The 26,428-nt window shown below is 71.9% G+C and carries 29 protein-coding genes; 13 read left to right on the top strand and 16 right to left on the bottom strand.

From position 1 onward, the window contains the following. The first annotated feature begins 107 nt into the window (after positions 1–107). Positions 108–533: a D-aminoacyl-tRNA deacylase gene (gene dtd, locus ACGF5U_RS27005; protein ID WP_392716909.1), complete on the top strand. Its 426-nt coding sequence runs from the start codon at positions 108–110 to the stop codon at positions 531–533. A gap of 84 nt (positions 534–617) precedes the next feature. Here dtd and ACGF5U_RS27000 read toward each other — a convergent pair whose 3' ends face one another. From ACGF5U_RS27000 to ACGF5U_RS26975, 6 genes are all read right to left on the bottom strand, one after another. Beyond that, positions 618–1,583 carry a YgfZ/GcvT domain-containing protein gene (locus ACGF5U_RS27000; protein WP_392716911.1) on the bottom strand — a complete coding sequence of 322 codons (966 nt, stop codon included), beginning with the start codon at positions 1,581–1,583 and terminating at the stop codon, positions 618–620. A 10-nt stretch (positions 1,584–1,593) separates the two neighbouring features. Next, a complete protein-coding gene (locus tag ACGF5U_RS26995) occupies positions 1,594–2,163 on the bottom strand; it encodes a Fur family transcriptional regulator (RefSeq protein WP_392716913.1) in 570 nt (189 codons plus the stop codon). Between the two features lie 141 nt (positions 2,164–2,304). Then, positions 2,305–2,877 carry an FABP family protein gene (locus tag ACGF5U_RS26990; RefSeq protein WP_392716915.1) on the bottom strand — a complete coding sequence of 191 codons (573 nt, stop codon included), beginning with the start codon at positions 2,875–2,877 and terminating at the stop codon, positions 2,305–2,307. 238 nt (positions 2,878–3,115) lie between these two features. Further along, positions 3,116–4,027 carry a hypothetical protein gene (locus tag ACGF5U_RS26985; protein WP_392716917.1) on the bottom strand — a complete coding sequence of 304 codons (912 nt, stop codon included), beginning with the start codon at positions 4,025–4,027 and terminating at the stop codon, positions 3,116–3,118. Next, the gene (locus ACGF5U_RS26980) at positions 4,024–4,752 is read right to left on the bottom strand and encodes a hypothetical protein (RefSeq protein ID WP_392716919.1); all 729 of its coding nucleotides are present in this window, start codon (positions 4,750–4,752) and stop codon (positions 4,024–4,026) included. The genes ACGF5U_RS26985 and ACGF5U_RS26980 overlap by 4 nt, the downstream gene beginning before the upstream one ends. Positions 4,753–4,760: 8 nt before the next feature. Then, complete coding sequence (locus tag ACGF5U_RS26975; protein WP_392716921.1) at positions 4,761–5,555, bottom strand: hypothetical protein; 795 nt, start codon at positions 5,553–5,555, stop codon at positions 4,761–4,763. 108 nt (positions 5,556–5,663) lie between these two features. On the opposite strand from ACGF5U_RS26975, the gene ACGF5U_RS26970 reads away from it, so the two are divergent. Beyond that, positions 5,664–6,026 (top strand): DsrE family protein, encoded by a 363-nt coding sequence (locus ACGF5U_RS26970; RefSeq protein ID WP_392716923.1) that lies wholly within the window; start codon positions 5,664–5,666, stop codon positions 6,024–6,026. Positions 6,027–6,125: 99 nt separating this feature from the next. On the opposite strand, the gene ACGF5U_RS26965 is transcribed toward ACGF5U_RS26970, so the two are convergent. From ACGF5U_RS26965 to ACGF5U_RS26930, 8 genes are all read right to left on the bottom strand, one after another. Next, entirely contained in the window at positions 6,126–6,386 is a 261-nt protein-coding gene (locus ACGF5U_RS26965; RefSeq protein ID WP_392716925.1) for a DUF3099 domain-containing protein, read from the bottom strand. Positions 6,387–6,522: 136 nt separating this feature from the next. Then, on the bottom strand, positions 6,523–6,810 hold the full coding sequence (locus ACGF5U_RS26960) for a DUF1416 domain-containing protein (RefSeq protein WP_031073384.1): 288 nt from the start codon (positions 6,808–6,810) through the stop codon (positions 6,523–6,525). Between the two features lie 35 nt (positions 6,811–6,845). Further along, positions 6,846–7,691 (bottom strand): sulfurtransferase, encoded by an 846-nt coding sequence (locus tag ACGF5U_RS26955; protein ID WP_392716927.1) that lies wholly within the window; start codon positions 7,689–7,691, stop codon positions 6,846–6,848. Positions 7,692–7,840: 149 nt separating this feature from the next. After that, positions 7,841–7,921, bottom strand: a complete 81-nt coding sequence (locus tag ACGF5U_RS26950; protein WP_351229977.1) for an Ms5788A family Cys-rich leader peptide — start codon at positions 7,919–7,921, stop codon at positions 7,841–7,843. Between the two features lie 347 nt (positions 7,922–8,268). After that, positions 8,269–8,958 carry a DUF2993 domain-containing protein gene (locus ACGF5U_RS26945; protein WP_392716929.1) on the bottom strand — a complete coding sequence of 230 codons (690 nt, stop codon included), beginning with the start codon at positions 8,956–8,958 and terminating at the stop codon, positions 8,269–8,271. 205 nt (positions 8,959–9,163) lie between these two features. Further along, the gene (locus ACGF5U_RS26940) at positions 9,164–10,549 is read right to left on the bottom strand and encodes a UbiA family prenyltransferase (protein WP_392716931.1); all 1,386 of its coding nucleotides are present in this window, start codon (positions 10,547–10,549) and stop codon (positions 9,164–9,166) included. A gap of 10 nt (positions 10,550–10,559) precedes the next feature. Further along, entirely contained in the window at positions 10,560–10,814 is a 255-nt protein-coding gene (locus ACGF5U_RS26935; RefSeq protein ID WP_392716967.1) for a MoaD/ThiS family protein, read from the bottom strand. 43 nt (positions 10,815–10,857) lie between these two features. Further along, positions 10,858–11,688 carry an alpha/beta hydrolase gene (locus ACGF5U_RS26930; protein ID WP_392716933.1) on the bottom strand — a complete coding sequence of 277 codons (831 nt, stop codon included), beginning with the start codon at positions 11,686–11,688 and terminating at the stop codon, positions 10,858–10,860. Between the two features lie 422 nt (positions 11,689–12,110). Here ACGF5U_RS26930 and ACGF5U_RS26925 point away from each other — a divergent pair, with 422 nt between their 5' ends. The 5 genes from ACGF5U_RS26925 (at position 12,111) to ACGF5U_RS26905 (ending at position 17,512) form a co-directional block, all read left to right on the top strand. Then, the gene (locus ACGF5U_RS26925; protein ID WP_392716935.1) at positions 12,111–12,917 is read left to right on the top strand and encodes a response regulator transcription factor; all 807 of its coding nucleotides are present in this window, start codon (positions 12,111–12,113) and stop codon (positions 12,915–12,917) included. Between the two features lie 24 nt (positions 12,918–12,941). After that, positions 12,942–13,970: a LacI family DNA-binding transcriptional regulator gene (locus ACGF5U_RS26920; protein ID WP_392716937.1), complete on the top strand. Its 1,029-nt coding sequence runs from the start codon at positions 12,942–12,944 to the stop codon at positions 13,968–13,970. A gap of 100 nt (positions 13,971–14,070) precedes the next feature. Next, a complete protein-coding gene (locus ACGF5U_RS26915) occupies positions 14,071–15,255 on the top strand; it encodes a S1C family serine protease (protein ID WP_392716939.1) in 1,185 nt (394 codons plus the stop codon). A gap of 20 nt (positions 15,256–15,275) precedes the next feature. Continuing rightward, the gene (locus ACGF5U_RS26910; protein ID WP_392716941.1) at positions 15,276–16,004 is read left to right on the top strand and encodes a response regulator transcription factor; all 729 of its coding nucleotides are present in this window, start codon (positions 15,276–15,278) and stop codon (positions 16,002–16,004) included. Next, on the top strand, positions 16,001–17,512 hold the full coding sequence (locus ACGF5U_RS26905; RefSeq protein ID WP_392716943.1) for a sensor histidine kinase: 1,512 nt from the start codon (positions 16,001–16,003) through the stop codon (positions 17,510–17,512). The genes ACGF5U_RS26910 and ACGF5U_RS26905 overlap by 4 nt, the downstream gene beginning before the upstream one ends. On the opposite strand, the gene ACGF5U_RS26900 is transcribed toward ACGF5U_RS26905, so the two are convergent. Together ACGF5U_RS26900 and ACGF5U_RS26895 are read right to left on the bottom strand one after the other, a co-directional pair. Then, a complete protein-coding gene (locus tag ACGF5U_RS26900; RefSeq protein WP_392716945.1) occupies positions 17,492–18,364 on the bottom strand; it encodes a phosphatidylinositol-specific phospholipase C in 873 nt (290 codons plus the stop codon). The genes ACGF5U_RS26905 and ACGF5U_RS26900 overlap by 21 nt on opposite strands. 157 nt (positions 18,365–18,521) lie before the next feature. Continuing rightward, positions 18,522–20,345 carry a bifunctional metallophosphatase/5'-nucleotidase gene (locus ACGF5U_RS26895; protein ID WP_392718817.1) on the bottom strand — a complete coding sequence of 608 codons (1,824 nt, stop codon included), beginning with the start codon at positions 20,343–20,345 and terminating at the stop codon, positions 18,522–18,524. Positions 20,346–20,589: 244 nt separating this feature from the next. Between ACGF5U_RS26895 and mshD the strand changes: the two genes are divergently transcribed. From mshD to ACGF5U_RS26865, 6 genes are all read left to right on the top strand, one after another. Further along, complete coding sequence (mshD, locus tag ACGF5U_RS26890) at positions 20,590–21,525, top strand: mycothiol synthase (RefSeq protein ID WP_392718815.1); 936 nt, start codon at positions 20,590–20,592, stop codon at positions 21,523–21,525. Positions 21,526–22,296: 771 nt separating this feature from the next. After that, entirely contained in the window at positions 22,297–22,872 is a 576-nt protein-coding gene (locus ACGF5U_RS26885; protein WP_392718813.1) for a hypothetical protein, read from the top strand. 128 nt (positions 22,873–23,000) lie between these two features. Next, the gene (locus tag ACGF5U_RS26880) at positions 23,001–23,396 is read left to right on the top strand and encodes a hypothetical protein (RefSeq protein WP_392718811.1); all 396 of its coding nucleotides are present in this window, start codon (positions 23,001–23,003) and stop codon (positions 23,394–23,396) included. Positions 23,397–23,785: 389 nt separating this feature from the next. Beyond that, positions 23,786–24,214: a GntR family transcriptional regulator gene (locus ACGF5U_RS26875; RefSeq protein ID WP_392718809.1), complete on the top strand. Its 429-nt coding sequence runs from the start codon at positions 23,786–23,788 to the stop codon at positions 24,212–24,214. Further along, positions 24,211–25,155 carry an ABC transporter ATP-binding protein gene (locus ACGF5U_RS26870; protein WP_392718807.1) on the top strand — a complete coding sequence of 315 codons (945 nt, stop codon included), beginning with the start codon at positions 24,211–24,213 and terminating at the stop codon, positions 25,153–25,155. Before ACGF5U_RS26875 ends, ACGF5U_RS26870 begins: the two co-directional genes overlap by 4 nt. Beyond that, entirely contained in the window at positions 25,152–26,123 is a 972-nt protein-coding gene (locus ACGF5U_RS26865; RefSeq protein WP_392718805.1) for an ABC transporter permease, read from the top strand. Before ACGF5U_RS26870 ends, ACGF5U_RS26865 begins: the two co-directional genes overlap by 4 nt. The last annotated feature ends 305 nt before the right edge of the window (positions 26,124–26,428 follow it).

Raw genomic sequence — 26,428 nt, 5'->3', positions numbered from 1 at the left:
GCACCGCCTGACAGGCATGGTGCCACTCCCGCATGCGATGTGCAGGTGCCCTGCACCCGTTCGGCCCTCCCCCGGTTTCGGCCATCCGGCTCGGTAGGTTGGTCCGTATGCGAGCAGTGGTACAGAGAGTGGACGGAGCCCGGGTCGTCGTCGCCGGGGAGACCGTCGGCGAGATCGTCGGCGAGGGCCTGTGCGTCCTCGTCGGCGTCACCCACGAGGACACCGCGGAGAAGGCGGCACAGCTCGCCAGGAAGCTGTGGTCGGTGCGGATCCTGGAGGGCGAGAAGTCCTGCTCGGACGTGAATGCACCGTTGTTGGTGATTTCGCAGTTCACCCTCTACGGGGACGCCCGTAAGGGGCGCCGCCCCACCTGGAACGCGGCGGCGCCCGGCGACGTCGCCGAGCCGCTGGTGGACGAGGTGGTCGCCCGGCTGCGGGAGTCGGGCGCGACGGTGGAGACGGGCCGCTTCGGAGCGGATATGCGCGTCTCGCTCACGAACCACGGCCCGTTCACGATCCTGATCGAGGTCTGACGGCTCGGAGGGGGGCGCCGCAGCCCGTGACCGCACCCAGGGCTGCGGCTGCGGCTCGGGCTATGGATGCGGCTACGGCTACGACTACGGCTCGACGACCGTCTCCTGCGCGGCGGCCGTGTCGCCCGCCAGCAGCGGGGCGTCGACGGCCACGTTCCGCTTCACCAGGGCGAGCGCGATCGGACCGAGCTCATGGTGGCGCACCGACGTCGTGATGAACCCGAGCTGCCGTCCCTCGGCGCCGTCCGCCGCGAGCCGGACCGGTGTGCCGGGCCCCGGCAGGTGCACCTCGCTGCCGTCCAGGTGCAGGAAGACGAGCCGGCGCGGCGGCTTCCCCAGGTTGTGGACGCGCGCCACGGTCTCCTGCCCCCGGTAGCAGCCCTTCTGCAGGTGCACCGCGCTGCCGATCCAGCCGAGCTCGTGCGGAATGGTGCGGTGGTCGGTCTCGAAGCCGAGCCGGGGCCGGTGCGCCTCGACGCGCAGCGCCTCGTACGCCAGGGTCCCGGCGAGCGGGCCGTGCGCGGCCGCGTACGACTCCAGGTCGGCGCGCGGCAGGAACAGTTCACGCCCGTACGGGGTCTCCCGGACGACGACCCCCTCGGGGACCTCGGCGATCGACCCGGCCGGCAGATGGACGACCGCGATGTCGTCGGTACGGTCGGCGACCTCGACCCGGTAGAAGAACCTCATCGACTCCAGGTAGCCGATCAGCGCTCCCTGCGTGCCCGGCTCGACGTGCGCCCATACGGTCTCGCCGTCGTCCACCAGGTACAGGGCGTGTTCGATGTGGCCGTTGGCGGAGAGGATCAGCGCCTCGGTGGCCTGCCCCACGGGCAGCTCGCTCACATGCTGGGTGAGCAGCAGATGCAGCCAGCTCAGCCGGTCGTCGCCGGAGACGGTGACGACACCGCGGTGGGAGAGGTCCACCAGGCCGGTGCCGGAGACGAGGGCGCGCTGCTCACGGAACGGGTCGCCGTAGTGGGCGGCGACACCTTCGTCACGTCCCTCGGCGGGGACCGCGCCGGGCTGGGACAGGAGAGGGCTCTTCATGCGAATAAGCCTACGACCCGGCGGTCGGGCCCCCGTCGGCCGTACGTCCCGAAGCCGCGCCCGCCGCCCCGGCCCCCGCCCCGGTCTCCGTCCCGGCCCCCGTTCCGGCCGCCGCGCCGTGCCCTTCGGCCGCGTCGCCGCCGCCCGCCGCATCGGCCTCGGCCTTGGCCGCGCAGTCGGCGCAGCGGCCGAAGATGGCGAAGTGCTTCATGTCGGTGTCGAAGCCGAACGTCTCCCGGAGCTTCCCGGTGAACTCGGCGGCCACGGACACGTCCGCCTCGATGACCTCGGTGCAGTCGCGGCACACGAGATGCAGATGGTGGTGGCGGTCGGCGAGGTGGTACGTGGGAGCGCCGTGCCCGAGATGGGCATGGCTGACCAGGCCCAGTTCCTCCAGCAGCTCCAGCGTCCGGTAGACGGTGGAGATGTTCACCCCCGACGCGGTCTTGCGTACCTCGCCGAGGATGTCGTCGGGCGTCGCGTGCTCCAGCACGTCCACCGCTTCGAGGACGAGTTGGCGCTGAGGCGTCAGCCGGTAACCGCGCTGCCGAAGATCGCTCTTCCAGTCGGTGCTCACCACGCCGTCCAGTGTAGGAGCAACGGCCGAAAAGCCGAGGGGCCCGCAGGGGTGTGCGGGCCCTCGTGCGGCGTCTGCCAACCGCTTGAGGCGGCTGCCACCCCGCTGGAGGCGGCTGACCGCCCGCGTGCGGCGGCCGACCGTCTACTTGAAGAAGGCGATGCCGTCGTCGGGCAGGTCGCCGAGGCTCTTGGCCATGGCTTCGACCTCTTCCGGCGTGACGACCTTCTTGAGGTGCGCCGACATGTAGGGGCGCAGCGGGACCTCGGGGGTGGCCTTCTCGCCGACCCACATGAGGTCGCCCTTCACGTACCCGTACAGCCGCTTGCCGCCGCTGTACGGACCGGAGGCGCCGGTCCTGGCGACCGCGTCCGTCACCACGTCGATCTGCGGCTTCTGGTCGGCGAGCTCGCCGTACCAGACCTCCACGACGCCCTGGTCGCGGACCATGACGATCTCGACCTTGCGCTCCTTGTCGATGCGCCAGTAACCGCTCTCGCTCTCCAGCGGCCGCACCTTGTTGCCCTCGGCGTCGAGCACCCAGGAGTACGAGCGGTACTCGATGAAGTCACGGCCGTCGTGGCTGAACGTGACGGACTGGCCGAAGTTGCACTTGTCGGCACCGGGGAAGTCGGAGACACCGGCGCCTTCCCACGTACCCAGCAGGAAGGCGAGCGGGACGAGGTCCGGGTTCAGGTCGGACGGAATCTGGATCATGGCTGGCTGCTCTGGCGATCTGCTCGGGGGACGGACGGGATCAGCGCTGGCCCTGGTACAGCTTCTTCACGGTCAGACCGGCGAAGGCGAGGACGCCGACGCAGACCAGGACCAGCAGGGCGGAGAAGAAAGCCTCAAGCACGGGGTGCTCCTCGGTGAGCGGTGTGGGCGATGGAAAAGGGGCCGGGTCCCAGCGTAATGGGTGGGGACCCGGCCCTCCGTGTGAGGTGCGCCCGGCTCAGCCGAGGAGCTGGCTCTGCAGGATCACGGTCTGGTGGAACGGCACGTCAGGGGCGTCGCCCTTCCGGGACTGCACCAGCAGCGCGACGGTGTCGCCCGCGACGACGTACGCCTGCCGCGTCCGCTCCGGCCCGTACGGCTTGACCTCCTCGTACACATACGCGGTGGCCCCCCGCACCAGGTCGTCCTCGGGCCAGCCCGGGTCGGCCTCCATCTCAGGGGAGCCGGTCAGCGGCAGTCCGGAGGGGCTGCTGAACTCCAGGGTGCCGTCCTGGAACTCCTGGGCGAAGGCGGCGGAGTTGAACCGGAGGAGGTAGACGCGGGTGCTCGTGCCGTCGGGCATCGTCCAGCCGCGCGCGGCGATGTGCCGTACGGCGTGGTCGGTCAGCGCCTGCTCGATCTCCGGGCGCTCGTCCTTCTCGTACTCCGCGACGTACTGGCCGACGGTCGCCCAGCCGCCGTTCAGCTTCTTGTCCACGGTCGCCCCGGCCGGTGCGGGCAGCAGCAGCCTGCGCAGGTCGGCGTGGTGGATCTCGGCGTCGTTGCCGTCGGTGAAGGGACGCGGGGAGCCCTGCGGCAGCGCGGGCAGCGTCAGCCTCGGGTACTCCCAGCGGCCGTCGTGCTCGGTCGCGAGGCCCGGAACGTCGCCCCGCTCCATACCGGTGATCCCGTACGCCACGCCCGTCCCGAGCCCTCCGCACACCAGCACGGCGGCGGTCCAGCGGGCCACGGCCCGCAGCACGCGGCGCGGCGGCTTCGCCGGAGCCTGCGCGGCGCCGCCGGGCCCGCCCTCCGCCGGCGCCTCGGCCGCCTCGGGCGCCACGGGCGTCACGGGCGTCACGGGCGCCTCGGGCACTGCGGGTGCCACTTCCGGTGCCGGGGGCGCTGCGGGCATCGTCTCGTCGCTCATACGTACTCCCCCGGGGACGCGATGTGGTCGAGCTGCTGTCTGACCAGGTCGGCGACCTCGGCCTTGTCCAACGGCTTGGGCCCGTACGCCGACACGGTGACCTGCACGTCACCCTCGTAGGCCAGGCACGTCAGACCATCCAGGTCGGTCTTCTTCCCGCCCGAGCCGACCGGCGCGTTCATGTAGCAGGCGGAGTTCTTGTGGCCCTTGATCCTGGGGCCCGCGCTCATCTCGAAGAAGTCGGCCAGATCGGTGCGCAGCTTGTACAGGTCCTTGATCTTCCGTCTGTCCTTCATCCGGGTGATCTGGACCTCCACGACGAGGTTGTCGTGATAAGCGCTGTACGACCGCATGGCGACGCCCTGTACACCCATCTTGTCGACGTTCCTGTCGAAGTCGCGGCGCTGCTTGCCGGCGAGGCCGCGACCGGACTCCTTGATCAGCGCCGTGGCGTCCCTGGCGCTGATCTCCGTGTCGTTGCCCCGGCCGTCGATGTCCGGGCCGAGACGGTACGACTCCGGCACGGGCAGCAGCAGCTTGCTGAGCGGCGTCGAGGCCCGGCCCTTGGCGAACCCCTCGGCCGGGTCCTCGACCGGCTTCCGCCCGGCGTCCGTCCACAGAACGGTGGGCGCCACCCGGTCGGCGCCGTCGATCCTGCTCTTGGTGTACGCGAGCCCGCCGCCGACCGCACCGAGGACCAGCACTGCCGGGAGCACGATGTTCATCACCTTGTTCACAGGCGCCCCAGCTGTCGTTCCGCGAGCATGCGGATGTCGTCCTTACCGATGTTCTTCGAGTCGAAGATGCTGATGTTCACCATCACGTCACCCCGGTGGAACACCGCTCGGGCCGAGTAAAGGGGCAGGTAGCCCGGCTCTGTCTCGGGCTCGTCGTAGACGTAGTACCGGCCGTCACCGGTGCCCTTCAACAAATGGCCGCCATTGCCCGCATGCTCGTCGAGGACCATGTACGAGCGTTGCCCCTCGGCATGTTCCTGAGCACCAAGCGTCAAACCGGATCGGAACTGCACGAGTTCGACAAGCGTGGTGCGCTCGTCCTGCTTCCAGGCCGTGATCGCGGAGCGACGAAAGTCCCCCTTCACCAGGTACTCGAACATCCTGTCCTCGTTGTCGAAGGAGAGGGCGTAGTCGCCGAGCTTCAGCCAGCCGCCATTCCCACCCCACCGGTGGTTGACGTCTTCCGCGCCCTTCGGCTTCGGCACGAGCAGCTTCCGCAGGTCGCCGTCCGTGGTGACACGGCGGTCGTCGGCGGCACTCAGCGGCTCCGGCTCCTGGCCCTTGGGCAGCGGCTTCGCCGGGTAGGCGAGGCCGGGCTGGTTCAGCGCCGGGAGTGGTGTCGGGGCGCGGTCGGCCTGGATCGTGTAGCCGACCGCGGTGCCGCCGACGACGCCGAGCAGCGCCGCGGCCGCGAGCAGCAGCGCCGTACGGCCCCGGGGACGGCGTCGCGGCGCGTCATCCGGGCGTGTGTGGTCGTCCGGCGTCGCCACCGGTCCTTCTGTGGTGTCCAAGAGAGGGTCCCCCCACGAGACCTATGAGGCGCAGGTTCCGTTGCCTGCACACACCACTGACATGTACAGGCACAGGAGGGTTGTACGCACCCGGATTACAGTTCGGCTATGGCGAAGAAGCTCGTGATCAAAGTGACCGCAGGTGCCGACGCACCCGAGCGGTGTTCGCAGGCGTTCACGGTGGCGGCGGTCGCCGCCGCGAGCGGTGTCGAGGTGTCCCTCTGGCTGACCGGCGAGTCCTCGTGGTTCGCGCTGCCGGGCCGGGCGGCCGAGTTCGAACTGCCGCACGCCGCGCCGCTGCCCGACCTGATCGAGTCGATCCGGGCGGCGGGGCAGATCACCCTGTGCACCCAGTGCGCGGCGCGCCGGGAGATCACGGAGAAGGACGTCATCGACGGCGTACGGATTGCGGGCGCGCAGGTCTTCGTCAGCGAGGTCATGGGCGACGGCGTCCAGGCGCTGGTCTACTGACACCACCGTCCACCACCGGCCACCACCGGCCACCGGGCACCGGGCACCGGCAGGCGTCCACGGACGTCGGCCGGTGGCGCACGGCAGGGGCACGGGCGTCTATCCGTGCCTCCTCTTGCCGTCCAGTTCGTCCCACCACTCGTCGGACTTCGGGTCGCCCGACGGCGCGTCCCACCAGCGGTCCTCGGGCCCCCGCCGGTTGGCGATCATCGCGGCGACCGGCGGGATGACCATGGCGACGAGGCACATCGCGATGGCGACCGGCATCGACCACAGCCGTACGACGGCCCAGGCGCTGACGAAGAGCACCAGGCAGGTGCCCATCAGCACGAAGTAGGCGTGCCGACGCCTCGCGTACATGTCTTCAGCGTACGACCGAAGGGCCGCACCTCGTTCCCGGAATGGCGTCCAACCCCCAGGAGGTGCGGCCCTTCGGCCGGTATGGGTGATGCGATGCGGTGACCGCGTCGATCAGACCGCGATCAGACCGCGTGAATCAGACCGCGATCGCGACCTCGGCGAGGCCGCCCTTCTGGGCGACGACCGTACGGTCGGCCGTGCCGCCCGGGACGAGCGCGCGCACCGTCCAGGTGCCCTCGGCCGCGTAGAAGCGGAACTGGCCCGTGGCGGAGGTCGGGACCTCCGCGGTGAACTCGCCGGTCGAGTCCAGCAGGCGGACGTAACCGGTGACGGGCTCGCCGTCGCGGGTCACCTGGCCCTGGATCGTGGTCTCACCGGGCTTGATGGTCGAAGCGTCGGGGCCGCCGGCCTGTGCTCCACACATGTCGATTCTTCCTTCGGGTCGCAGGTCGGGCGGGATTACTTGTTGGCGCCGAGCTCGATCGGCACGCCGACGAGGGAGCCGTACTCGGTCCAGGAGCCGTCGTAGTTCTTGACGTTCGACTGGCCGAGCAGCTCGTGCAGCACGAACCAGGTCAGCGCGGAGCGCTCACCGATGCGGCAGTACGCGATGGTGTCCTTCGCCAGGTCGACCTGCTCCTCCGCGTAGAGGGCCTTGAGCTCCTCGTCGGACTTGAAGGTGCCGTCGTCGTTGGCGTTCTTGGACCACGGGATGTTGCGGGCCGACGGCACGTGGCCGGGGCGCTGCGACTGCTCCTGCGGGAGGTGCGCCGGGGCGAGCAGCTTGCCGCTGAACTCGTCGGGCGAGCGGACGTCCACCAGGTTCAGGTTGCCGATGGCGGCCACGACGTCGTCGCGGAAGGCGCGGATCGAGGTGTCCTGGGCCTTGGCCTTGTACTCGGTGGCCGGGCGGTTCGGGACCTCGGAGCCGTCGACCAGGTCGCGGGAGTCGAGCTCCCACTTCTTGCGGCCGCCGTCGAGGAGCTTGACGCTCTCGTGGCCGTAGAGCTTGAAGTACCAGTAGGCGTAGGAGGCGAACCAGTTGTTGTTGCCGCCGTAGAGGACGACGGTGTCGTCGTTGGCGATGCCCTTCGCGGACAGGAGCTTCTCGAAGCCCTCCTGGTCCACGAAGTCACGGCGGACCGGGTCCTGGAGGTCGGACTTCCAGTCGATCCGGACGGCGTTCTTGATGTGGTTCTTGTCGTACGCCGAGGTGTCTTCGTCGACCTCCACGATGACGACCTTCGGGTCGTCGATGTGGGCCTCGACCCAGTCGGCGTCTACCAGGACGTCGCTGCGGCTCATGCTGTTTCTCCTCCGGGGCAGTGTGCGGGGGTACGGATACGGCAGGGTGCGCCGAGCGCTCTACGCGTACGAGGGTGCGGGGCGGCTACGGCACAAGGAAGGCCCTCTGCTGGGGAAGGGCCGAAAAACGCGGGGGTGGTGAACCCCGCTCAGACAGGGCGACAGAGCATGGCGGCGACGCGGCACAGGTCTACTGCCCGCCGCTTCGTGAGGTCCGCCTGTCGCTTCATCATGCGACCGATCGTAGGGACGGACGGGCGGCCGTGTCACCGGTGTGTCGTATCGTGAGACGGGATCATCCGAATGGCGGGATGGAATGGGCGACGGAAGCGCCCCCGGGCCGACGGCTCCGGGGGCGTTCTCGCAGTTCGTCTGTGGAGCGGACGTCTCCGTCTCACCATATGGTCAGGGTGCGTCCGCAGGGCTTCTGGAGAGGTCCCTTGGGGGGTTTGGAGAGGTCCCTTGAGGGGTCCTGGAGAGGCCCTGGAGAGGCCCTGGAGAGGTCCTGGAGAGGTCCTGGAGAGGTCCTGGAGAGGTCCTGGAAGGGGTCCCCGGAGCAGGCCGGGCCGCAGGGGCGTCAGCCCGCGAGGACGACGTTCCGGCCGGTCACGGTGACCGCGAGACCGTCGGCCGTCGCCTCGACCTTCGCTATCTTCAGGCCCGCGGGAAGGCCGTCGACCTGCCGGTCGAAGTCGGTGCGCTGCCGGACCATGTCCTCCAGGCCGGGGATGCCCTCACCGGGCACCTTGTCGGCCCGCACCCGGATGGTGGCGCCGTCGGCGAGGCTGACCGTGGAGAGCACGCTGCGGGTGATGCTCTGGCCGAGGAGCTCGACCGTGCCGGTGACCTTCACCTTGCCGTTGCCACCGTAGGAGAGCGTGACGTCCTCGTTCGACGCCTTGCCGAGGTCGGCGTACGAGATGCGCGCCGTGCCGGAGGCGCTGGCCGCGACCGCGCGGAAGTAGTTGTCCTCCAGCCGTACGTCGTTGAGGGAGGCGGTCAGCTCGCTCACGCGGACCTTGCGGCCGCCCGCGGTCGCCTCGACGCCCGTGAGGCTGAGGTCGACCTGGTCGAGCTCCTTGCCGAGCACCTGCGTCAGGAACGGGAAGCCCTTGATCGATACGTCGGTCGAGCCCGCGAGCCCCTGGCTCGCCTGGATCCTGTCCGCCGCCTCGGACTCGGCGACGTTCACCGCGATCCGGTCCACGAGAACGAAGAGCCCTCCCAGGATCACCGCGGTGATCAGCAGTATTCGCAGTGCTCGCATGGCTCGTGATTCCCCCACCCTGATCGTGCCCGGCCCCCCGCCACGTCAGTGAGCGACGTGCGGGGTTACCGATTGGTTCCCACCAGTCTCACAGGTCACGCGTGTCCGGCGCCGTGGGTCAGATCACCCCCACCGGGCTCCCACCGGGCTCCCACCGGGCCTGCACCAGGCTCTCAACGGGCCCCGCCGGGCTCGGGCAGGGATGTCACACCAGGGCGCGGCCCAGCAGGTAGACGGCGGGCGCGGCCAGCGCGAGCGGCAGCGCCACACCGGCCGTCATGTGCACGAACCGCGACGGGTAGTCGTAGGCGGCGACCCGCAGTCCGATCAGGGCGCACACCCCCGCCCCGAGGCCCAGCAGCGCGCCCTGCGCGCCCACTCCGGTCGCTCCGCCGGCCGCGACACCCGCACCGGCGGCCGCGAGCAGGGCCACCACCACGGAGGCGGCGCCCGGCAGCGGGAGCGCGCGGGCGACGGTGGCGGCGGCCACCGCGAGGGAGCCCACGACCACCGCGTCGGAGCCGACGGACGTGGCGGAGGCGGCAGCCAGGTGACCGGCCGCGACGATGGCGAGGGCCGCCGACGCGACGGTGGCCATCAGACCGTGCATCCGGTCGTCGGCGTCCGCGTGGCTGCGCAGCTGGAGGACGACGATCAGCAGCACCCACACGCCCAGGGTGCCGAGGATCGCGGCGGGCCCGTGCTCCCCGCCGACCGCGAGCAGCGCCACGTCGGCGACGACGCCGCCGGCGAAGGCGAGCGCGATGCCCTGGCGGGCCGGCCACATGCCGTTGAGCCGGAACCAGCCGGCGGCCGTCACGGCCTGGAGCAGCACCAGCGGCACCAGCAGCCCGTACGGGCCGACGGCTGCGCCCCCGGCGAGCAGGACGCCCAGCAGGGCGGTCAGCCCGGCCGGCTGGATGCCGGGGTCGATGATCGGCGAGCGGCCCTCGGCGCGGGCGCGCTGCGCGTCGGTGATCCGGGTGTTGCCGAGGGTGGTGGGGGCGCTGTACCCGTCGTCCCGCGTGGGAGCGGGTGCGGATGTGGCTGTGGCAGTGGGTCCGGTTGCGGGCGTCGGCGTGGGTGCCGCCTCGGGCGCGGACGCGGCCGTGACCGGCGGCAGATACGCCGTCGGCGCCTCGTAGCCAGGCTCGTACCCGGACTCGTACCCGGACTCGTATCCGGTCGTGTGACCCGGCTGGCGGGCCGCCCCCTGGTCCGTCCCGTGCGGCGCCTCGGGCGGCAGCGGGTACGCGGCGGAGCCGCCGTTCTGGCGCGGCAGGTACGCGGTCTCGGCGGCGGCCTGCCGTACGGGCGCGACGGTCGGCTGGTGCTGGGTGTCCCAGGTCTGGCCCTCCCAGGTCTGCGCGACCCCGGGGTCCTGCCGGCCGTAGGTCTCGCCGAACGAGGGCTGCTCACCGTACGAGGGCTGCTCGCCGTACGAGGGCTGCTCACCGAACGGGGGCTGCTCGCCGTACGAGGGCTGCTCACCGTACGAGGGCCCCTGGCCGTACGCCTGCTGCCCGCCGTGGACCTGAGGGTCGTAGGGCTCGTTCGGGTCCCCGTACGGGTACTGCTGATCGCTGCTCATGCTCTGGGGTTCACCCTCCTGCGAACGGCGGGAGCACCTCGACCGTGCCGCCCTCGGCCAGCCGTACCGTCTCATGCGCGCGTGTCCCCACGGGATTCCCGTCGACCAGGAAGGAGCACCGCTGGAGCACCCGTACGAGTTCGCCGGGGTGCTTCTCGCGCGCCGCGTCCAGCGCTTCGGCCAGCGTCTGTGCGGCGTACGGCTCTTCGGCCGTACCGGCGGCGGCCTTGGCCGCGGCCCAGTAGCGGATCGTCCCCGCTGCCATGGCGGCACTCCCTTCGTTCATGTCGCGCGCTCTCCATGATGGGCTACGCCACCGTCAGCCAGTCCCCGATCCGGGCGAGCAGCGCCTCGTCGGCCGCGTTCTCGGCGTGCCCCATCCCGGGCTCCAGCCACAGTTCCGCAGGGCCTGCGGCCGCCAGCATCCGCGGATGGTCCAGCGGGAAGTACGCGTCCCGGTCGCCGTGCACGATCAGCAGCGGCGTCGGCGCGATCAGCGGCACCGCGTCGACGGGGGCGAGCGGAACCGGGTCCCAGTCCCGGGTGTGGATCCGCGTGCCGAGCCCGTAACGGCCGACCAGTCGCCCGGCGGGCCTGGTCACCAGCCAGTGCACCCGCCGCATGGGCGCCGTCCCCCGGTAGTACCAGCGGGCCGGCGCACTGACGGCGGCCACCGCGTCCGTCCACGCTCCCCCCGACGCCTCGGTGCGCCCTCTGTGCAACGCGGCGTGCCGGAGCACCACCGAGCCGCCCATCGAGAACCCGACCGTCACCACGCGCGTGTGCCCCAGTGCCCGCGCCCACGCGACGGCCGCCGCCAGGTCGAGCACCTCCCGGTCGCCGACCGTGGACCGCCCGCCGGAGCGGCCGTGCCCCCGGAAGGAGAAGGTGACGACGGCCGCCCGACCGGCGAGAACCCGGGCCGCGCGCCGGACCGCCGGCCGGTCGACGGACCCGGTGAAACCGTGCGCGACGACGATCGCGGTGTCCGCGCGCCCGCCCGTACCCGGCTCGTACAGGGCGTCCAGACGGACACCGTCAGCGGTAGGCAAAAACGTACGCAAGGTTTCACCGGGTGGACGGCAAGTGAGCGAAGAGACATCCACACTGTGAAACAGGCCCTCTGCCCGGGAAGTCATGTGGGCTATTCTGCTGGCAGAGGATCCGGGCAAAGCAGCCCCCGGGTCCTTTTGTGTTTTCCGGCCGTTGTTACAGGCTGGTGAACAAAGGCTCTCAAGGCGCGGAGAGCTGCGGAGAACACCGGGCGGTGACGGCCGCAAGACCGTGAAAGCCTTCAGCAGTAACGCAGAGAAGCAGTGAAGCAGTGCCGCAACTCCCCCAAGCTCTTAAGGAGCAGGGGGTACCCCCTCCGCAGGGACCGAGGAGGAACCGACGTTATGGGCGAGCTGACCGTGCACGATCGTGAGACGACGGACCGGGCCTGGGGATTCCCCCTGCCCGAGCGGAGCCGAGAGCGTGACCGAGTGCTCGGCCGACAGCGCCGACCACTCGGGCGACAGCTCGGGCGACCGCTCGGCCGGCAGCTTGGGGGCGCGACCCGATGAGCTCTCTCCTGCTGCTGACCAACGCCCTCCAGCCGTCGACGGAGGTGCTTCCCGCCCTCGGCCTGCTCCTGCACAGCGTGCGCGTGGCCCCCGCCGAGGGGCCCGCCCTGGTCGACACCCCGGGCGCCGACGTCATCCTCGTCGACGGCCGCCGCGACCTGCCGCAGGTGCGGTCGCTGTGCCAGCTCCTGCGCTCCACGGGCCCCGGCTGCCCGCTGATCCTCGTCGTCACGGAGGGCGGTCTCGCGGCCGTCACCGCCGACTGGGGCATCGACGACGTCCTGCTGGACACGGCGGGGCCCGCCGAGGTCGAGGCCAGACTGCGGCTCGCGATGGGCCGCCAGCAGATCACCGCCGACGACTCCCCCATGGAGATCCGCAACGGCGACCTGTCGGTGGACGAGGCGACGTACAGCGCCAAGCTCAAGGGCCGGGTCCTGGACCTGACCTTCAAGGAGTTCGAGCTGCTGAAGTACCTGGCCCAGCACCCGGGGCGGGTCTTCACCCGTGCCCAGCTCCTCCAGGAGGTGTGGGGGTACGACTACTTCGGCGGTACGCGGACGGTCGACGTCCACGTCCGGCGGCTGCGCGCCAAGCTCGGCCCCGAGCACGAGTCGCTCATCGGCACCGTACGCAACGTCGGCTACCGGTTCGTGACGCCCGAGAAGGCCGACCGAGGCGGCGAGGAGGCACGCGCGGAGGCACGCGCACAGACACGCGCCAAGGAGGCGACGCCGGACGTCCTCCGTATGGAGGACACCGAAGAGAAGCAGGAAGCCGCCGTCCGACCTGCCCAGAGGTAGGTCACCCCGCGTAGACTGCCGCGCGTGGCCAAGGTGACGCGGGACGACGTGGCACGACTGGCGGGTACTTCCACCGCGGTCGTGAGCTATGTCATCAACAACGGACCCCGGCCGGTCGCCCCGGCCACGCGCGAGCGTGTCCTCGCCGCCATCAAGGAGCTCGGCTACCGGCCGGACCGGGTGGCCCAGGCGATGGCGTCGCGGCGCACCGACCTCATAGGCATGATCGTCCCGGACGCGCGGCAGCCGTTCTTCGCCGAAATGGCGCACGCGGTCGAACGGGCCGCCGCCGACCGGGGAAAAATGGTGCTCGTCGGCAATTCGGACTACCGGGACGAGCGCGAGGTCCACTATCTGCGGGCATTCCTCGGCATGCGGGTCGCCGGGCTGATCCTGGTCAGCCAGGGCCCGAGCGAACGGGCGGCCCAGGAGATCGAGGCCTGGGACGCGCGCGTGGTGCTGCTGCACGAGCGGCCGGAGGCGATCGACGACGTCGCCGTCGTCACCGACGACATCGGCGGCGCCCAGCTCGCCACGCGCCACCTCCTGGAGCACGGTCACCCGTACGTCGCCTGTCTCGGCGGCATAGAGGAGACACCGGTCGTCGGCGACCCGGTGGCGGACCACGTCGAGGGCTGGCGCCGCGCGATGCAGGAGTCCGGGCGCTCGACCGACGGCCGGCTCTTCCAGGCCCCGTACAACCGCTACGACGCGTACCAGGTCGCCCTGAAGCTGCTGTCCGGGCCCGACCGGCCCCCGGCGATCTTCTGCGCCACGGACGACCAGGCCATCGGTGTGCTGCGGGCGGCGCGCGAGCTGCGCATCGACGTGCCGGGCGACCTGGCGGTCGCGGGCTTCGACGACGTGAAGGAGGCCGGGCTCACGGACCCGCCGCTGACGACGGTCGCATCCGACCGTCCGGCGATGGCCCGTGCGGCGGTGGACCTCGTCCTGGACGACGGCCTGCGGGTCGCCGGGTCGCGCCGGGAGCGCGTGAAGCAGTTCCCGTCGGCGCTGATCGTGCGCCGCAGCTGCGGCTGCGACGGCGCGTAGCCCGCGCGGGCTCCGGTTTCATCTCGGGCATACGCGGTTCTGCCGGGACTCTCAGGGCGTCCTCAGGAAGCTCTCATCCGGGGGCCGCAGAGTCGTCTCCATGACCGACTACTTCCGCGGCGGCGGCGACCGGAGCACCGGACAGGGGAACGACGAACCTCAGCGGCACCGGGGCTACCCCCCTCCGCCCGCGTACGAGCCGGTGCGCCCCGTGAGCGCGGGGCCCGGCGTGACCGTGTGGCCCGGTTCGCACGGCGGCGAGCGGGGGACCGGCGGGGGCGGTGGGGCGTACGAGCCGCCCACCGCGATCGTCCCCGTCCCGCCGGCCGACTCCGGATCAGTCCCGCCGGCCGACTTCGGCTCCGTCCCGCCGCACGGCCCCGGGCCCGTCCCGCCGCACGGCTCCGGGCCCGTCCCGCACCGGCGGGCCAGGCGGCCCGTCGCGCTGATCGCCGCCGTGGCCATCGCGGCCGCCGCGATCGGCGGAGGCGCCGGGGCGCTCGCCCAGCGGCTGGCCGGCGACGAGGGGTCCGGCCCCGCCGCGCCGGTCGCGGGGACCACCGTGTCGCAGTCCAGCAAGGGCACCGTCGCGGGGGTGGCCGAGGCGGTGTCGCCGAGCATCGTGGAGATCCAGGCGGGCGGCACGGCGGGCAGCTCCACCGGCTCCGGCGTGATCATCACCGGAGACGGCGAGGTCGTCACCAACAACCACGTCGTCTCCGGCGCCTCCGAGGTCACCGTGCGGCTGAGCGACGGCACCTCGTACACCGCCGATGTCGTCGGCACCGACCCCGGCAAGGACCTCGCGCTGATCAAGCTACGGGACGCCAAGGGGCTCAAGGCCGCCACCCTCGGCGACTCCGGCGCGGTCCGGGTGGGCGACCAGGTCGTCGCCATCGGCTCCCCGGAGGGCCTCACCGGCACCGTCACCAGCGGCATCGTCTCCGCCCTCGACCGGGACGTCACCGTGTCCAAGGAGGAGAGCCCGCGGCAGGACCAGCGCCAGTCCTGGCCGTTCGAGTTCGGCGGACAGCGGTTCAACGGCGACACCGGATCGTCGAAGACCACGTACAAGGCCATCCAGACCGACGCCTCGCTGAACCCGGGCAACTCCGGGGGTGCCCTCATCGACATGAACGGCGCGATCATCGGCATCAACTCCGCCATGTACTCGCCGAGCGCGGCGACCGGTTCCACGGCGGGCAGCGTCGGCCTCGGCTTCGCCATCCCCATCGACACCGTCAAGGCCGACCTGGACGACCTCCGCTCCGGCGGGGCCGACTGACCGCGTGCGACGCTGAGCCCATGAACACCACCGGTGAGCCCGACCGCATCCTCGTCGTGGACGACGAGCCCGCTGTCCGCGAAGCGCTCCGGCGCAGCCTCGCCTTCGAGGGGTACGGGACGGAGGTCGCCGTCGACGGCGTCGACGCGCTCGGCAAGATGGCGGCGTACGGGCCGGACCTCGTCGTCCTGGACATCCAGATGCCCCGCATGGACGGCCTGACGGCCGCGCGCCGCATCCGGGCGTCCGGCTCCACGGTGCCGATCCTGATGCTGACCGCCCGTGACACCGTCGGCGACCGGGTCACCGGCCTCGACGTGGGCGCCGACGACTACCTGGTGAAGCCGTTCGAGCTGGACGAGCTGTTCGCCCGGATCCGGGCGCTGCTGCGGCGCAGCTCCTACGCGGCCGCGAGCGCCGCCGCCCAGGAGCCCGGCGGCGACGTGCTGGCCTTCGGGGACCTGCGGATGAACCTGGCCACCCGCGAGGTGGCCCGCGGCGGGCGGCAGGTGGAGCTGACCCGTACCGAGTTCACCCTCCTGGAGATGTTCCTGGCGCATCCGCGGCAGGTGCTCACCCGGGAGCAGATCCTCAAGTCGGTGTGGGGCTTCGACTTCGAGCCCACGTCCAACTCCCTTGACGTGTACGTGATGTACCTGCGGCGCAAGACCGAGGCGGGCGGCGAGCCCCGGCTCGTGCACACCGTGCGGGGCGTCGGGTACGTGCTGCGCCACGGAGGTCACGAGTGACCCGTCCGGTGCGGCGCTTCCGGGCGCTGCCGCTGCGGTCCCGGCTGGCGCTGCTGACCGCGCTCGCGGTCGCGGTGGCCGTCGCGGCGGTGTCGGTGGCGGCCTGGCTGCTGACCCGGGCCCAGCTGCTCGACGAACTGGACACGTCGCTGCGGAACACGGCAGCCCCGAAGGAGCAGGTGCGGGACGCGCTGCTGGCCTGCCGGACGGGTTCCGCCGACGAGGCCGACGACGGGGGCCGGCCGGGTTTCGCGTACACGCAGCTGGTGGGCGCGGACGGCGGGCGCTGCGTGGCGCCGTACTCGCGGGCCGTGCGGGTACGGGCTGCGGACGTGGCCGTGGCGGTCGGCGACCGGGAGGAGGCGCTGCACACGTCGGCCACCGACCGGGGCGAGTCCGTGCGGGTGCACACCGTGCGCGAGACGGTCAGCCTGCCGGGCACGCCGCCGGTGACCGTCGCCGTGTCGCTGGCCCGTCCGCTGACCGAGGTCGAAGCGGCGCTGAGCAGGCTGGCGCTGCTGCTGGCCGCGCTCGCCGGGATCGGTGTCGTGGGCGCGGGCGCCGCCGGGCTGTGGGTCGCGCGGGCCGGGCTGAAGCCGGTCGACCGGCTCACGGGCGCCGTCGAGCACGTGGCCCGTACCGAGGACCTGACCGTACGGATCCCGGTGGAGGGCGAGGACGAGATCGCCCGCCTGTCGCGGTCGTTCAACGCGATGACGGCCGCGCTCGCCTCGTCCCGGGACCGGCAGGCGCAGCTGATCGCCGACGCCGGGCACGAGCTGCGGACGCCGCTGACGTCGCTGCGGACGAACGTCGAGCTGCTGGCCCGCAGCGACGAGACCGGCCGCGCGATCCCGCCCGACGACCGGCGGGCGCTGATGGCGTCGGTGAAGGCCCAGATGACGGAGCTGGCCGCGCTGATCGGCGACCTCCAGGAGCTGGCCAGGCCCGACGCGGTGACCCCGGGCCGGCTGGAGGTCGTCGCCCTGCACGACGTGCTGGCCACGGCCCTGGACCGGGCCCGGCTGCGGGGGCCCGAGCTGACGATCACGGCCGATGTGCGCCCCTGGTACGTACGGGGGGAGCGGGCCGGTCTGGAGCGGGCGCTGGTGAACGTCCTGGACAACGCGGTGAAGTTCTCGCCGCCGGGCGGCGCCGTCGATGTGGTGCTCGGGGACGGGGAGCTGACGGTACGGGACCACGGTCCCGGGATCCGGCCCGAGGAGCTCCCGCACGTCTTCGAGCGGTTCTGGCGGTCGCCGTCGGCGCGGTCGCTGCCCGGGTCGGGGCTCGGTCTGTCGATCGTGGCCCGTACGGTGCGGCAGGCGGGCGGCGAGGTCGCGCTCACCGCGGCGGAGGGCGGCGGGACGCGGGCGGTGATCCGGCTGCCCGGCGCGCCGACGCCGCCACCGCCCCAGGCGCCGCCCGATGCGCCGGGGCGTGCGCCGGGCGGTGCGCCGGGCGGCTCCGGGGGCGGCCCGGCGGGGTCAGTTGTGCCGGAGGAGTGACTCGACCAGTCCGGCACGCGTGCCGGGGAAGTCCATGGGGACGATCCCGAGCCCGCGCCACCCGGCGGCGCCGGCGCTGTCCACCAGGCTGTGGACACGGGGGTTGAGCCGGTCGGCGTTCCAGCGGGGCGGCAGCAGCGCGGCGGTCGAGACATGGTTGACGTACAGCCTGCCCGGCTGCTGGACGGCCTTCCTGAAGTGCGCCTCGATCTTCGGGTACTTGGCACCGGGCTCGGCCATGTAGTCGTCCTGGATGTCGAACAGGGCGCTGTCGCCGTAGCGGACGCCGGGCAGTCCGGCGTTGTCGGCGAGGAGGACGACCTTGCCGCGCGCCTCGCCGAGCAGGGGCAGCCCGGCGCCGATCCGGAAGAGGGGGCGCCAGCCCTTGGCGTCGAGGTAGAGGTCGAAGATCCGGCGGAACGTGGCGTCGCTGTCCCGCGAGTACTCCTGCTTGACCCGCATGAGGACGGTCTCGGACGGGTGCGCGGCGAGGAAGTCGCGGCAGGCGATGAGGATGTCGCCGAACATCTGGTTCTGGTAGGTGGCGCCGTGGTGGATGGCGAAGGCGTCGCCGGTGACGCGGCACCGGACGTCCAGGTAGCGGATGCCGCTGGTCAGCTGCTGGGCGACGGTGGTGTTCTGGCAGGCCACCCAGAGCCCGCCGGCGGGTGCGCCGGAGTTGTGCGTGCCGGGGATGGTGAGGGCCGGGAGCGGGGTGGCGTCGGGGTGGGCGCCCATCCAGTCCCGTACGCCGGCGGTGGTGCGCGTCCGGGCGAGCGCGGGGGGCGTGAGCAGGCCGGTGAGGGCGACGGCCGCGCCACCGGCGAGGAAGCCGCGTCGGTTCAAGACCATGCGCGGAGTATGACGCGTCCACGACAAGCGGACCAGAGGGCGGCGGGAACGGGGACGGGGCGGTGGACCGTTGCCCGGTCCACCGCCCCGCCGAGGAGGCGAAACCTTTCCCCCCTCCTGCCGCCCGGTCAGCCGACCGGGCCGATCACTCCGTCCGCTACTGGACGACCGTGATGCGGTCCGCCGCCGGCGGCGTCAGCGGCGAGGCCGCCGACGAGTGCGCACCGAGGTACGCGGTGAAGACGTCCAGGTCGGACCCGCCGACCAGCTTGTTGCCGCCCTCCTTGAACACCGGGAAGCCGTCGCCGCCGCCCGAGAGGAACTCGTTCATCGCGACGCGGTACGTCTTCGCCGGGTCGATCGCCGCACCGTTCAGCCTGACCGACGCCACGTCGACGCGCGCCGCGCCCGACTTGGTCATGTCCAGCGTGTAGGTGAAGCCCTTCGACACCTGGAGGATCTTCGGCGACGCCTCGTTGGCGCCGCTGACCTGCTGCTGGAGCGCCGTGATCAGCTGAGCGCCGGTCAGGTCGACGACCGTCATCATGTTGGTGAACGGCTGGACGGTGTACGCCTCGCCGTACGTCACGACACCGTCGCCCTCACCGGCGGCCGAGCCCGCGTACACGAGGTCGGACCGGATGCCGCCCGGGTTCATCAGCGCGATCTGGGCGCCGCCCTTGTCCGCCGGGGCCATGCCCTCCAGCTGCGCGTCGGCGATCAGGTCGCCGAGCGGCTTCTCGTACGTGCTCGCGCCGCGCCCGTTGATGTCGGCCGCGATGTGGCCGACGGGCCGGTTGGCGATCGTCGCGGCGTGGCCGCCCCAGAAGGAGATGAGGTCGGTCATGTCCTTGGCCTTGGCGACGTCACGCGTGACCACGTGGTTCGCGGACTTGACGGCCGTACGGACGATGTCCTTGGTCTTGCGGTCGTAGGTGAGGGTCGTGTCGGTGTACAGCTTGCCGAACGACGCCGCCGACGTGACCGTGCGCGGCTTGCCCGCCGGGTCGGGGACGGTGCACGCGTACGCCTGGTGGGTGTGGCCGGTGACCAGCGCGTCCACCTGGGGGCTGAGGTTCTTGGCGATGTCCACGATCGGGCCGGAGATGCCGTCGCCGGGACCGGGGCTGTCGCAGTCGTAGTTGTACGCGCCCGAGGCCGGCGCGCCGCCCTCGTGGATCAGGGCGACGATCGACTTGACGCCCTTGCGCTCCAGCACCTTGGTGTACTTGTTGATCGTCTCGACCTCGTCACCGAACTTCAGGCCCTTGATGCCCTCGGCGTTGACGATGTTCGCCGTGCCTTCCAGGGTGACGCCGATGAAGCCGATGCGGACGCCCTGCTTCTCCCAGATGAAGTACGGGTCGAGGATCGGCTTGCCGGTCTTCTCGTTCGTCACGTTGGCGGCGAGGAAGGGGAACTCCGCGCCGTCGAACGTCTTGCCGTCGACCGAGCAGCCGTCGGTCGGGTGGCAGCCGCCGTTCTGCATCCGGGCGAGTTCGGCCTTGCCCGCGTCGAACTCGTGGTTGCCGACCGAGGTGACGTCGAGCCGCAGCTTGTTCAGCGCCTCGACGGTCGGTTCGTCGTAGAAGAGACCGGAGATCAGCGGGGACGCACCGATCATGTCACCGGCGGCGGCCGTGATCGAGAACGGATTGCCCTTGCGGGCCTCACGCAGGTGGGTCGCCAGGTACTCGACGCCGCCCGCCTTGATCTTCTGGGTCGAGCCGTCCTCGTGCTGGTGCGTGACCTCGCCCGACGAGCCGGCCGGCGGCTCCAGGTTGCCGTGCAGGTCGTTGAAGGAGAGCAGCTGCACGTCGACCGTGCGGCCCTTCTTCCCGTACCCCTGCGGCTGGGCCTTGACCGACTCCTCGGCGGCACCCGCCGGGAGGGCGACGACAAGCGCGCCCGCGGTGGCGAGGCCCGCGGCCGCGGCGAGTATCCGCCGGGTCGCACGCTTCTTCTGATGGTTGGCTGACATTTGTCCCCTTTGGTCCCCTCCGTGACTGCCGTGTGACGTCACGTGACTGCTGTGCCGAGCGCAGCCTAAAGTCAACGCGCGTAGCGCAACAGGGGGTAGCGGGTTACGACCTGGTTGCCTTCACCTGACAGGCCGAACGCGGGACAGGGGTCCCCCGGCGGAGGGACCGCACCGGCCTCCGACGGGACGGTTGCCGTCTTGTCATGCCACCGCGCTCGCGCTCCGCCGCCGTAGGCTCGTACGCATGACGACTGACGTTCCCGCGACGGCCCTCGACTCCGGCCGCCGAATCGAGACCCTCGAAGAGCTCTCCCCCGAGCAGGTCCAGGACGTCCTCGCCCTCATCGCCGACGCCGCCGAGACGGACGGGACGCAGGCCGTCTCCGAACAGGGCCGGCTCCAGCTGCGCGGCGGGCGGCGCGAAGGCGTGCGGCATCTGCTGCTCACCGTCTCCGGCAGACTCGTCGGGTACGCCCAGCTGGAGGACACCGACCCCGTCGAGGCGCCGGCCGCCGAACTCGTCGTCGACCCGAGCCAGCGCGGCCGGGGCCACGGCCGGGCCCTCGGCTCCGCCCTGCTCGCCGCATCGGGCAAGCGACTGCGGGTGTGGGCGCACGGCGGCAAGTCCGCCGCCCGGCACCTCGCCCAGGTCCTCGGGCTGACCCTCTTCCGCGAACTGCGCCAGCTCCGGCGGCCGCTGCTCCCCCTGGACATCGAGGAGCCGGCACTGCCCGCCGGGATCACCGTACGGACGTTCGTGCCCGGCCAGGACGACGAAGCGTGGCTCGCGGTGAACGCCGCGGCCTTCGCCCACCACCCGGAACAGGGCGCCCTGACACAGCGTGACCTGGACGACCGCAAGGCCGAACCCTGGTTCGACCCGAAGGGCTTCTTCCTCGCCGAGCGCGCGTCGGACGGACAACTCGTCGGCTTCCACTGGACGAAGACGCACGGCGAGGAACAGCTCGGCGAGGTGTACGTCCTCGGCATCACCCCGGACGCGCAGGGCGGCGGCCTCGGCAAGGCCCTGACCGCCATCGGCCTGCGGCACCTGGCGTCCCAGGGCGTCCCGACGGCCATGCTGTACGTCGACGCCGACAACACGGCGGCGCTACGCGTCTACGAGGGCATGGGCTTCACGACCCACGAGGTGGACCTGATGTACCGCACGGAGACGTGACGCCCATGGGCGACGACCCCGGCCCCTCCACGACGGGGCCGGGGCGACAGGCCCGCCGCTCAGTACCTCGCGACAGCTCTTGGTCCGGGCTCCAAGGCTCGGGTTCGCCGCCCCATCGCATCCACAGGGTCCGCGCCCAGTCGCCCGCCTCCGCACCCGGATCCTTCAGCCGTGGCCCCGGGCCCGGGGCCGTCTCGATGAGATGCACGAGTGTCCAGGCGAGTCCGTAGCAGTCATCGGGGCCGAAGCAGGCGGCCAAGGCCGCGGCCTCCTCGCGCGTGACGGGCCGGGAGATCGCTGCCAGCTGGCCGTCACGCCGGTCGATGTCCTCTTCGCTCGCACCGTAGTCGGGAAGCGGCCCCTCGGCGACGAACGTCCGCACTTCGGTCCTCATGCCCGAATGATCGTCTCCCCTGCCATCCCGAACAAGCGGCGCCGTTCCGCTCGCGCGGCCGCTGGCGCTCCAGGCCGCGTCGGCGTCTGCCGTCACCCCAGCCCCGCGCTGACGTACGGCAGGGCCGCGCCCGCGCGTGAGTCGCGTCACTTGTCATTGCGGCCCGTGATCGCGGCGCGGTAGGAACGGCGCACGCGGATCACTCGGGGCCTTCTCATCGCTCAGGGTGACGCGTCTCGGCTCCCTGACCAGGAGCCGTCTCAGCACGCTTACTGAAACGGGGACACATGAGCCGCATCGCCATGCGCACCGCACTGCCTCTCATAACCGCCGGGGCTGTTCTGCTGGCAGGCGCCGGCGCGGGTACCGCCGCGCCGATGGACGAGCCGACTCCGGCCGAGGGTGCCGGGATCGTGCTGGACGACGGACGAGTCGTCGGCGTCGACGACACGGTCACCTTCACGTTCGAGGGGGACAAGCCCACCGCCTCGCCCAAGGCGCCTCAGGGGGACATGGCCGCGATGGCCTGCCCGGAGGTGAACGACCGGCCGACGTACACCGTCAAGGGGTCGCCGTACTTCATACCCGACAAGAAGAAGCCGCAGTCGACGTGGCTGCTGCCCCGTCAGACCGTGACGTGGACCGTGACGGGCAGTCACACCTTCACCTGGGACATCGGCGCCAGCGCCGAGGCCGAGGCGGGGGCCATCCTCGCCAAGGCCAAGGTGAGCGTCGACACGAAGATCAGCAACTCCTGGACCTGGACAGGGACGCAGACCGTCAGCGACACGAACAGCACCTCGAAGGGCTACCGGGCCGTGCTCGGGCAGGTCGGCTGGAAGCTCACGGGGGTGAAGACGTGGATCGCTCCTCCTTGTAACGTCAAGAAGAAGACCATCGTCGTTCTGGCTCCGCGCAAGGGCGACATGTCGATCGGGCGGCAGAACTCATGAGTTGGACCAGGGGAATGGACCGGCGGGCCGTCCGCTGTCTCTCGGCTGGCCTCTCCGTCACCGCGCTGCTCGGTGCGGTGGCGTGCTCCCCGGGCGAGGGGTCCGGGTCGCCTTCGGCGAGCCCGAGCGTGACAGGGCCGGCTCCGACGGCTTCCGGCCCGTCCGGCGCGGAGGCCGCGAAGTCCGTTCTGGAGAGGGCCTTTGTCGCCAGGGAGCCCCTGGGGGCCGGGTCCGGGGGGCTGGAGCCGCGTTTCGGCAACACGCATCCCTCCACGCCCGACGACGTGCTGAGCGTGACGTTCGCGTTCACCTGCACGGGCGGCGCCAAGGTGGCGTTGGAGATCGCCGTCGAGGGCGAGGACGTGCCGTCGGCCGCCGGAACCCAGCTGTGCGACGGCTCCGTCCTCCAGCGGAGCATCGACCTGCCCAAGCCCGGTTCGGTCGGGTTCTCGGCCACCGTCACCGGCCCCGGGGGCGGGAGTTACGCCTACGCCTACTACGCCGAGAAGAAGCAGCTCCCGTAGCCCGGCGGCAGACACGACCCCGAGCCCCCGCACTCCCGGTGCGGGGGCTCGGCCGGTCGCGTGCGCGCTACTCGTCGGCCGAGCCGGTGACCGCGTCATGGACACCTGCCGCATGAAGGTCGCCGTGGTCGAGGGGCCCCGGACCGGTACGGGCGGTACACGCTCCGTGGCGCGTACGTGGACGCGTCCCGGAAGGCGCGGACCTGGACGCTGGTCCCGCTGCCGACGGCCACGCACACGCCCACGCCGATGCCGTCGCCGATGCCGGGCGCGCGGTGACGCCAGGCGGGCCGTAGCGCGAAGTCCTCTGGGGGCGCCGTCGGTTGACAGCGCCCCCACCCTTGCACCACCCTTTCACTATTCGATTAGTGAAAGGGTGGTGAAACACCGTGGTCGAGTACCGCATCGACCGGCGCAGTGGCGTGGCCACCTACCTGCAGATCGTCCAGCAGACGAAACAGGCCCTGCGCCTGGGGCTGTTGGAGCCCGGCGACCGGCTCCCCACCGCACGGGAGGTGGTCGAAGCGACCGCCATCAACCCGAACACCGTGCTGAAGGCGTACCGCGAACTGGAACGCGAGGGACTCGTGGAGGCCCGGCGCGGCCTCGGCACCTTCGTCCGCAGGACCCTGGGCAGCGCACCGGCCGACTCTCCGCTCCACGGCGAACTCACCGCCTGGGCCACCCGCGCCCGCGCCGCCGGTCTCGACCGGGACGACGTGACGGCGCTCTTCACCGCCGTACTGGACGAGCTCTACGCCGACGCACCCGCCGCCACGCCGCACGACGGCGAGCACCACGAGGGGGAACACCGATGACGACGACAGCCGCACTGGAGGCCACCGGCCTCGCCAAGCGGTACCGGCGCACGACCGCGCTGCGCGACTGCGCCTTCCGGCTGCCCGCCGGCCGCGTCTGCGCCCTGGTCGGCCCCAACGGCGCGGGCAAGTCGACCCTGCTGGCCCTCGCCGCCGGTCTGCTCCGCCCGGACGCGGGCACGGTCCGCGTCCTCGGCACCGACCCGGCGACGGCACGCGAGCGCATCGCGTACGTCGCCCAGGACAAGCCGCTGTACCCCCAGCTGACGGTCGGCGAGACGCTCCGGATGGGGCGCGAGCTCAACCCGGAGCGCTGGGACGCGGACACCGCCGAGCGGATCGCCGGCCCCCTCGACCACCACGCCCGCGTACGCACCCTGTCGGGCGGTCAGCGCACCCGCGTGGCGCTCGCCCTCGCCCTCGGCAAGCGGCCCGAACTGCTGCTCCTGGACGAGCCGATGGCCGACCTCGACCCGCTCGCCCGCCATGAGCTGATGGGCACCCTGATGGCCGACGCCGCCGAACGCGGCACGACCGTCGTCGTCTCCTCGCACATCCTCACCGAGCTGGAGGGCGCCTGCGACCACCTGCTCCTCGTGGACGGCGGCCGCGTCCGCCTCAGCGGCGCCATCGACGCGGTCCTGGCCGCGCACGCCCTGGTGACGGGCCCGGCCGCCGACACCGACGCCCTCGCCCGGCACACGGTCGTCGAGTCCCGTACGACCGGCCGTCAGCTCACCGCGCTCATACGGCCGCGCGGCCCGCTCGACACCCCACCGTCCTGGCAGACCGCCGACCCCACCCTGGAGGAACTGTTGCTGGCCCATCTGCGCGCGCCCGACGCCCCGGCGCTCCGGATCCCCGACGACACGGACGACAGGCACGACACGGCGGGTGCGGCCGGAGCGGCCGGCACGAGCGACGGGACGGTGGCCGCATGAGCACGCCCACCCTTCGGGGCCCCCACTGGCTCGTCGCCCGCCAGCACCGGCCGGCCCTGTGGACCGCCGCCGGACTCCTGGTGACGGTGACGGCCGCGCTCATCGCCCTGCGCGTCTGGGTGGTGTCCACCCGCGACGAGGCGGCGTGCCTGGCCGGCGACTTCATCAACTGCGAACCCCGCCTCTTCAACGGCCAGGGCACGCCTTCCGGGCTGCTGCGGCTGATGGTGGAGTTCACCTCGGCCGGGCTGATGTTCCTTCCGTTCCTGCTGGGAGCGTTCGTCGCGGGCCCGATGATCGCCCGCGAACTGGAGAGCGGTACGTACAAGCTGGCCTGGACGCAGTCGGTCTCGCCCACCCGCTGGCTCGCGTCGAAGCTGACCGTCGCCTCGGTCGTCGCGGTGGCGCTGTCGGCCCTGTACATCGCGGCGTTCCGGTACGGCTGGGCACCCGTCGCCGGTACCTACGGCCTGAGCTGGTGGGACCGGGGCGTGTACGAGGCGACCGGCCCCGTCCTCGTCGCGTACTGCCTCCTCGCCACCGCCGTCGGCGCCGTGGTCGGCCAGCTCGTCCGGCGCACCCTGCCCGCCATGGCGCTGACCGGCCTCATCACCGGCGCGGTGCTGCTCCTGATCAGCTCGGTCCGCTGGGACGTGTGGCCGTCGGAGCGGCTGACCGCCGCGACCACGGACCGGCTGACCGCTCTGCGCGAACTGGGCAGGAACGACTTCACCTTGCGCACCGGATACGTCACCGAGAGCGGCGAGGAGCTCGCGTACGACGCGTGCTGGCGACCGACGGGCCGGGACGAGTGCCCCGCCGACCTCGGCATCACCGGCTGGTTCGCGGACTACCACCCCGCCGCCCACTACTGGCAGGTGCAGGCCGCCGAGAGCGCGGTCGTCCTCGGCCTCGCCGCACTGGCCGTGATCGCCGCCTTCCGGCTGCTGCGCCGCAGCCACGCCTGACACGCGGCGCCCCGGGGGCGCGGGCGGGGCCGCCGGGACGGGGGCGGCCGGTCGAGCGGCCGGGACGGGGCGGCCGGTCGAGCGGGGTGCGGGCGGGGCGGCCGGGACGGGGGTCCGGCCGCCCTTCCGCACCCCGTACGTCATGTCGTCGTTACCGATCATTCAGACGCGCTTGCGACGCTCGGCGAATGAAGCCAGCCGTGTCAGCGCTCCCGGGACGGCCGCGCGGCCTTCCCAAAGGGAGACTTCCCTCCACCACGGCCCGCTCCGACGCGCCCGACGAGCCCATCGCGCGGAAGAATGGT

Source organism: Streptomyces sp. NPDC047886, from assembly GCF_043204435.1.
Classification (GTDB): domain Bacteria; phylum Actinomycetota; class Actinomycetes; order Streptomycetales; family Streptomycetaceae; genus Streptomyces.
The sequence above is the reverse complement of the archived record's forward strand: the minus strand, read 5'-3'. Positions and strand labels throughout refer to the sequence as shown.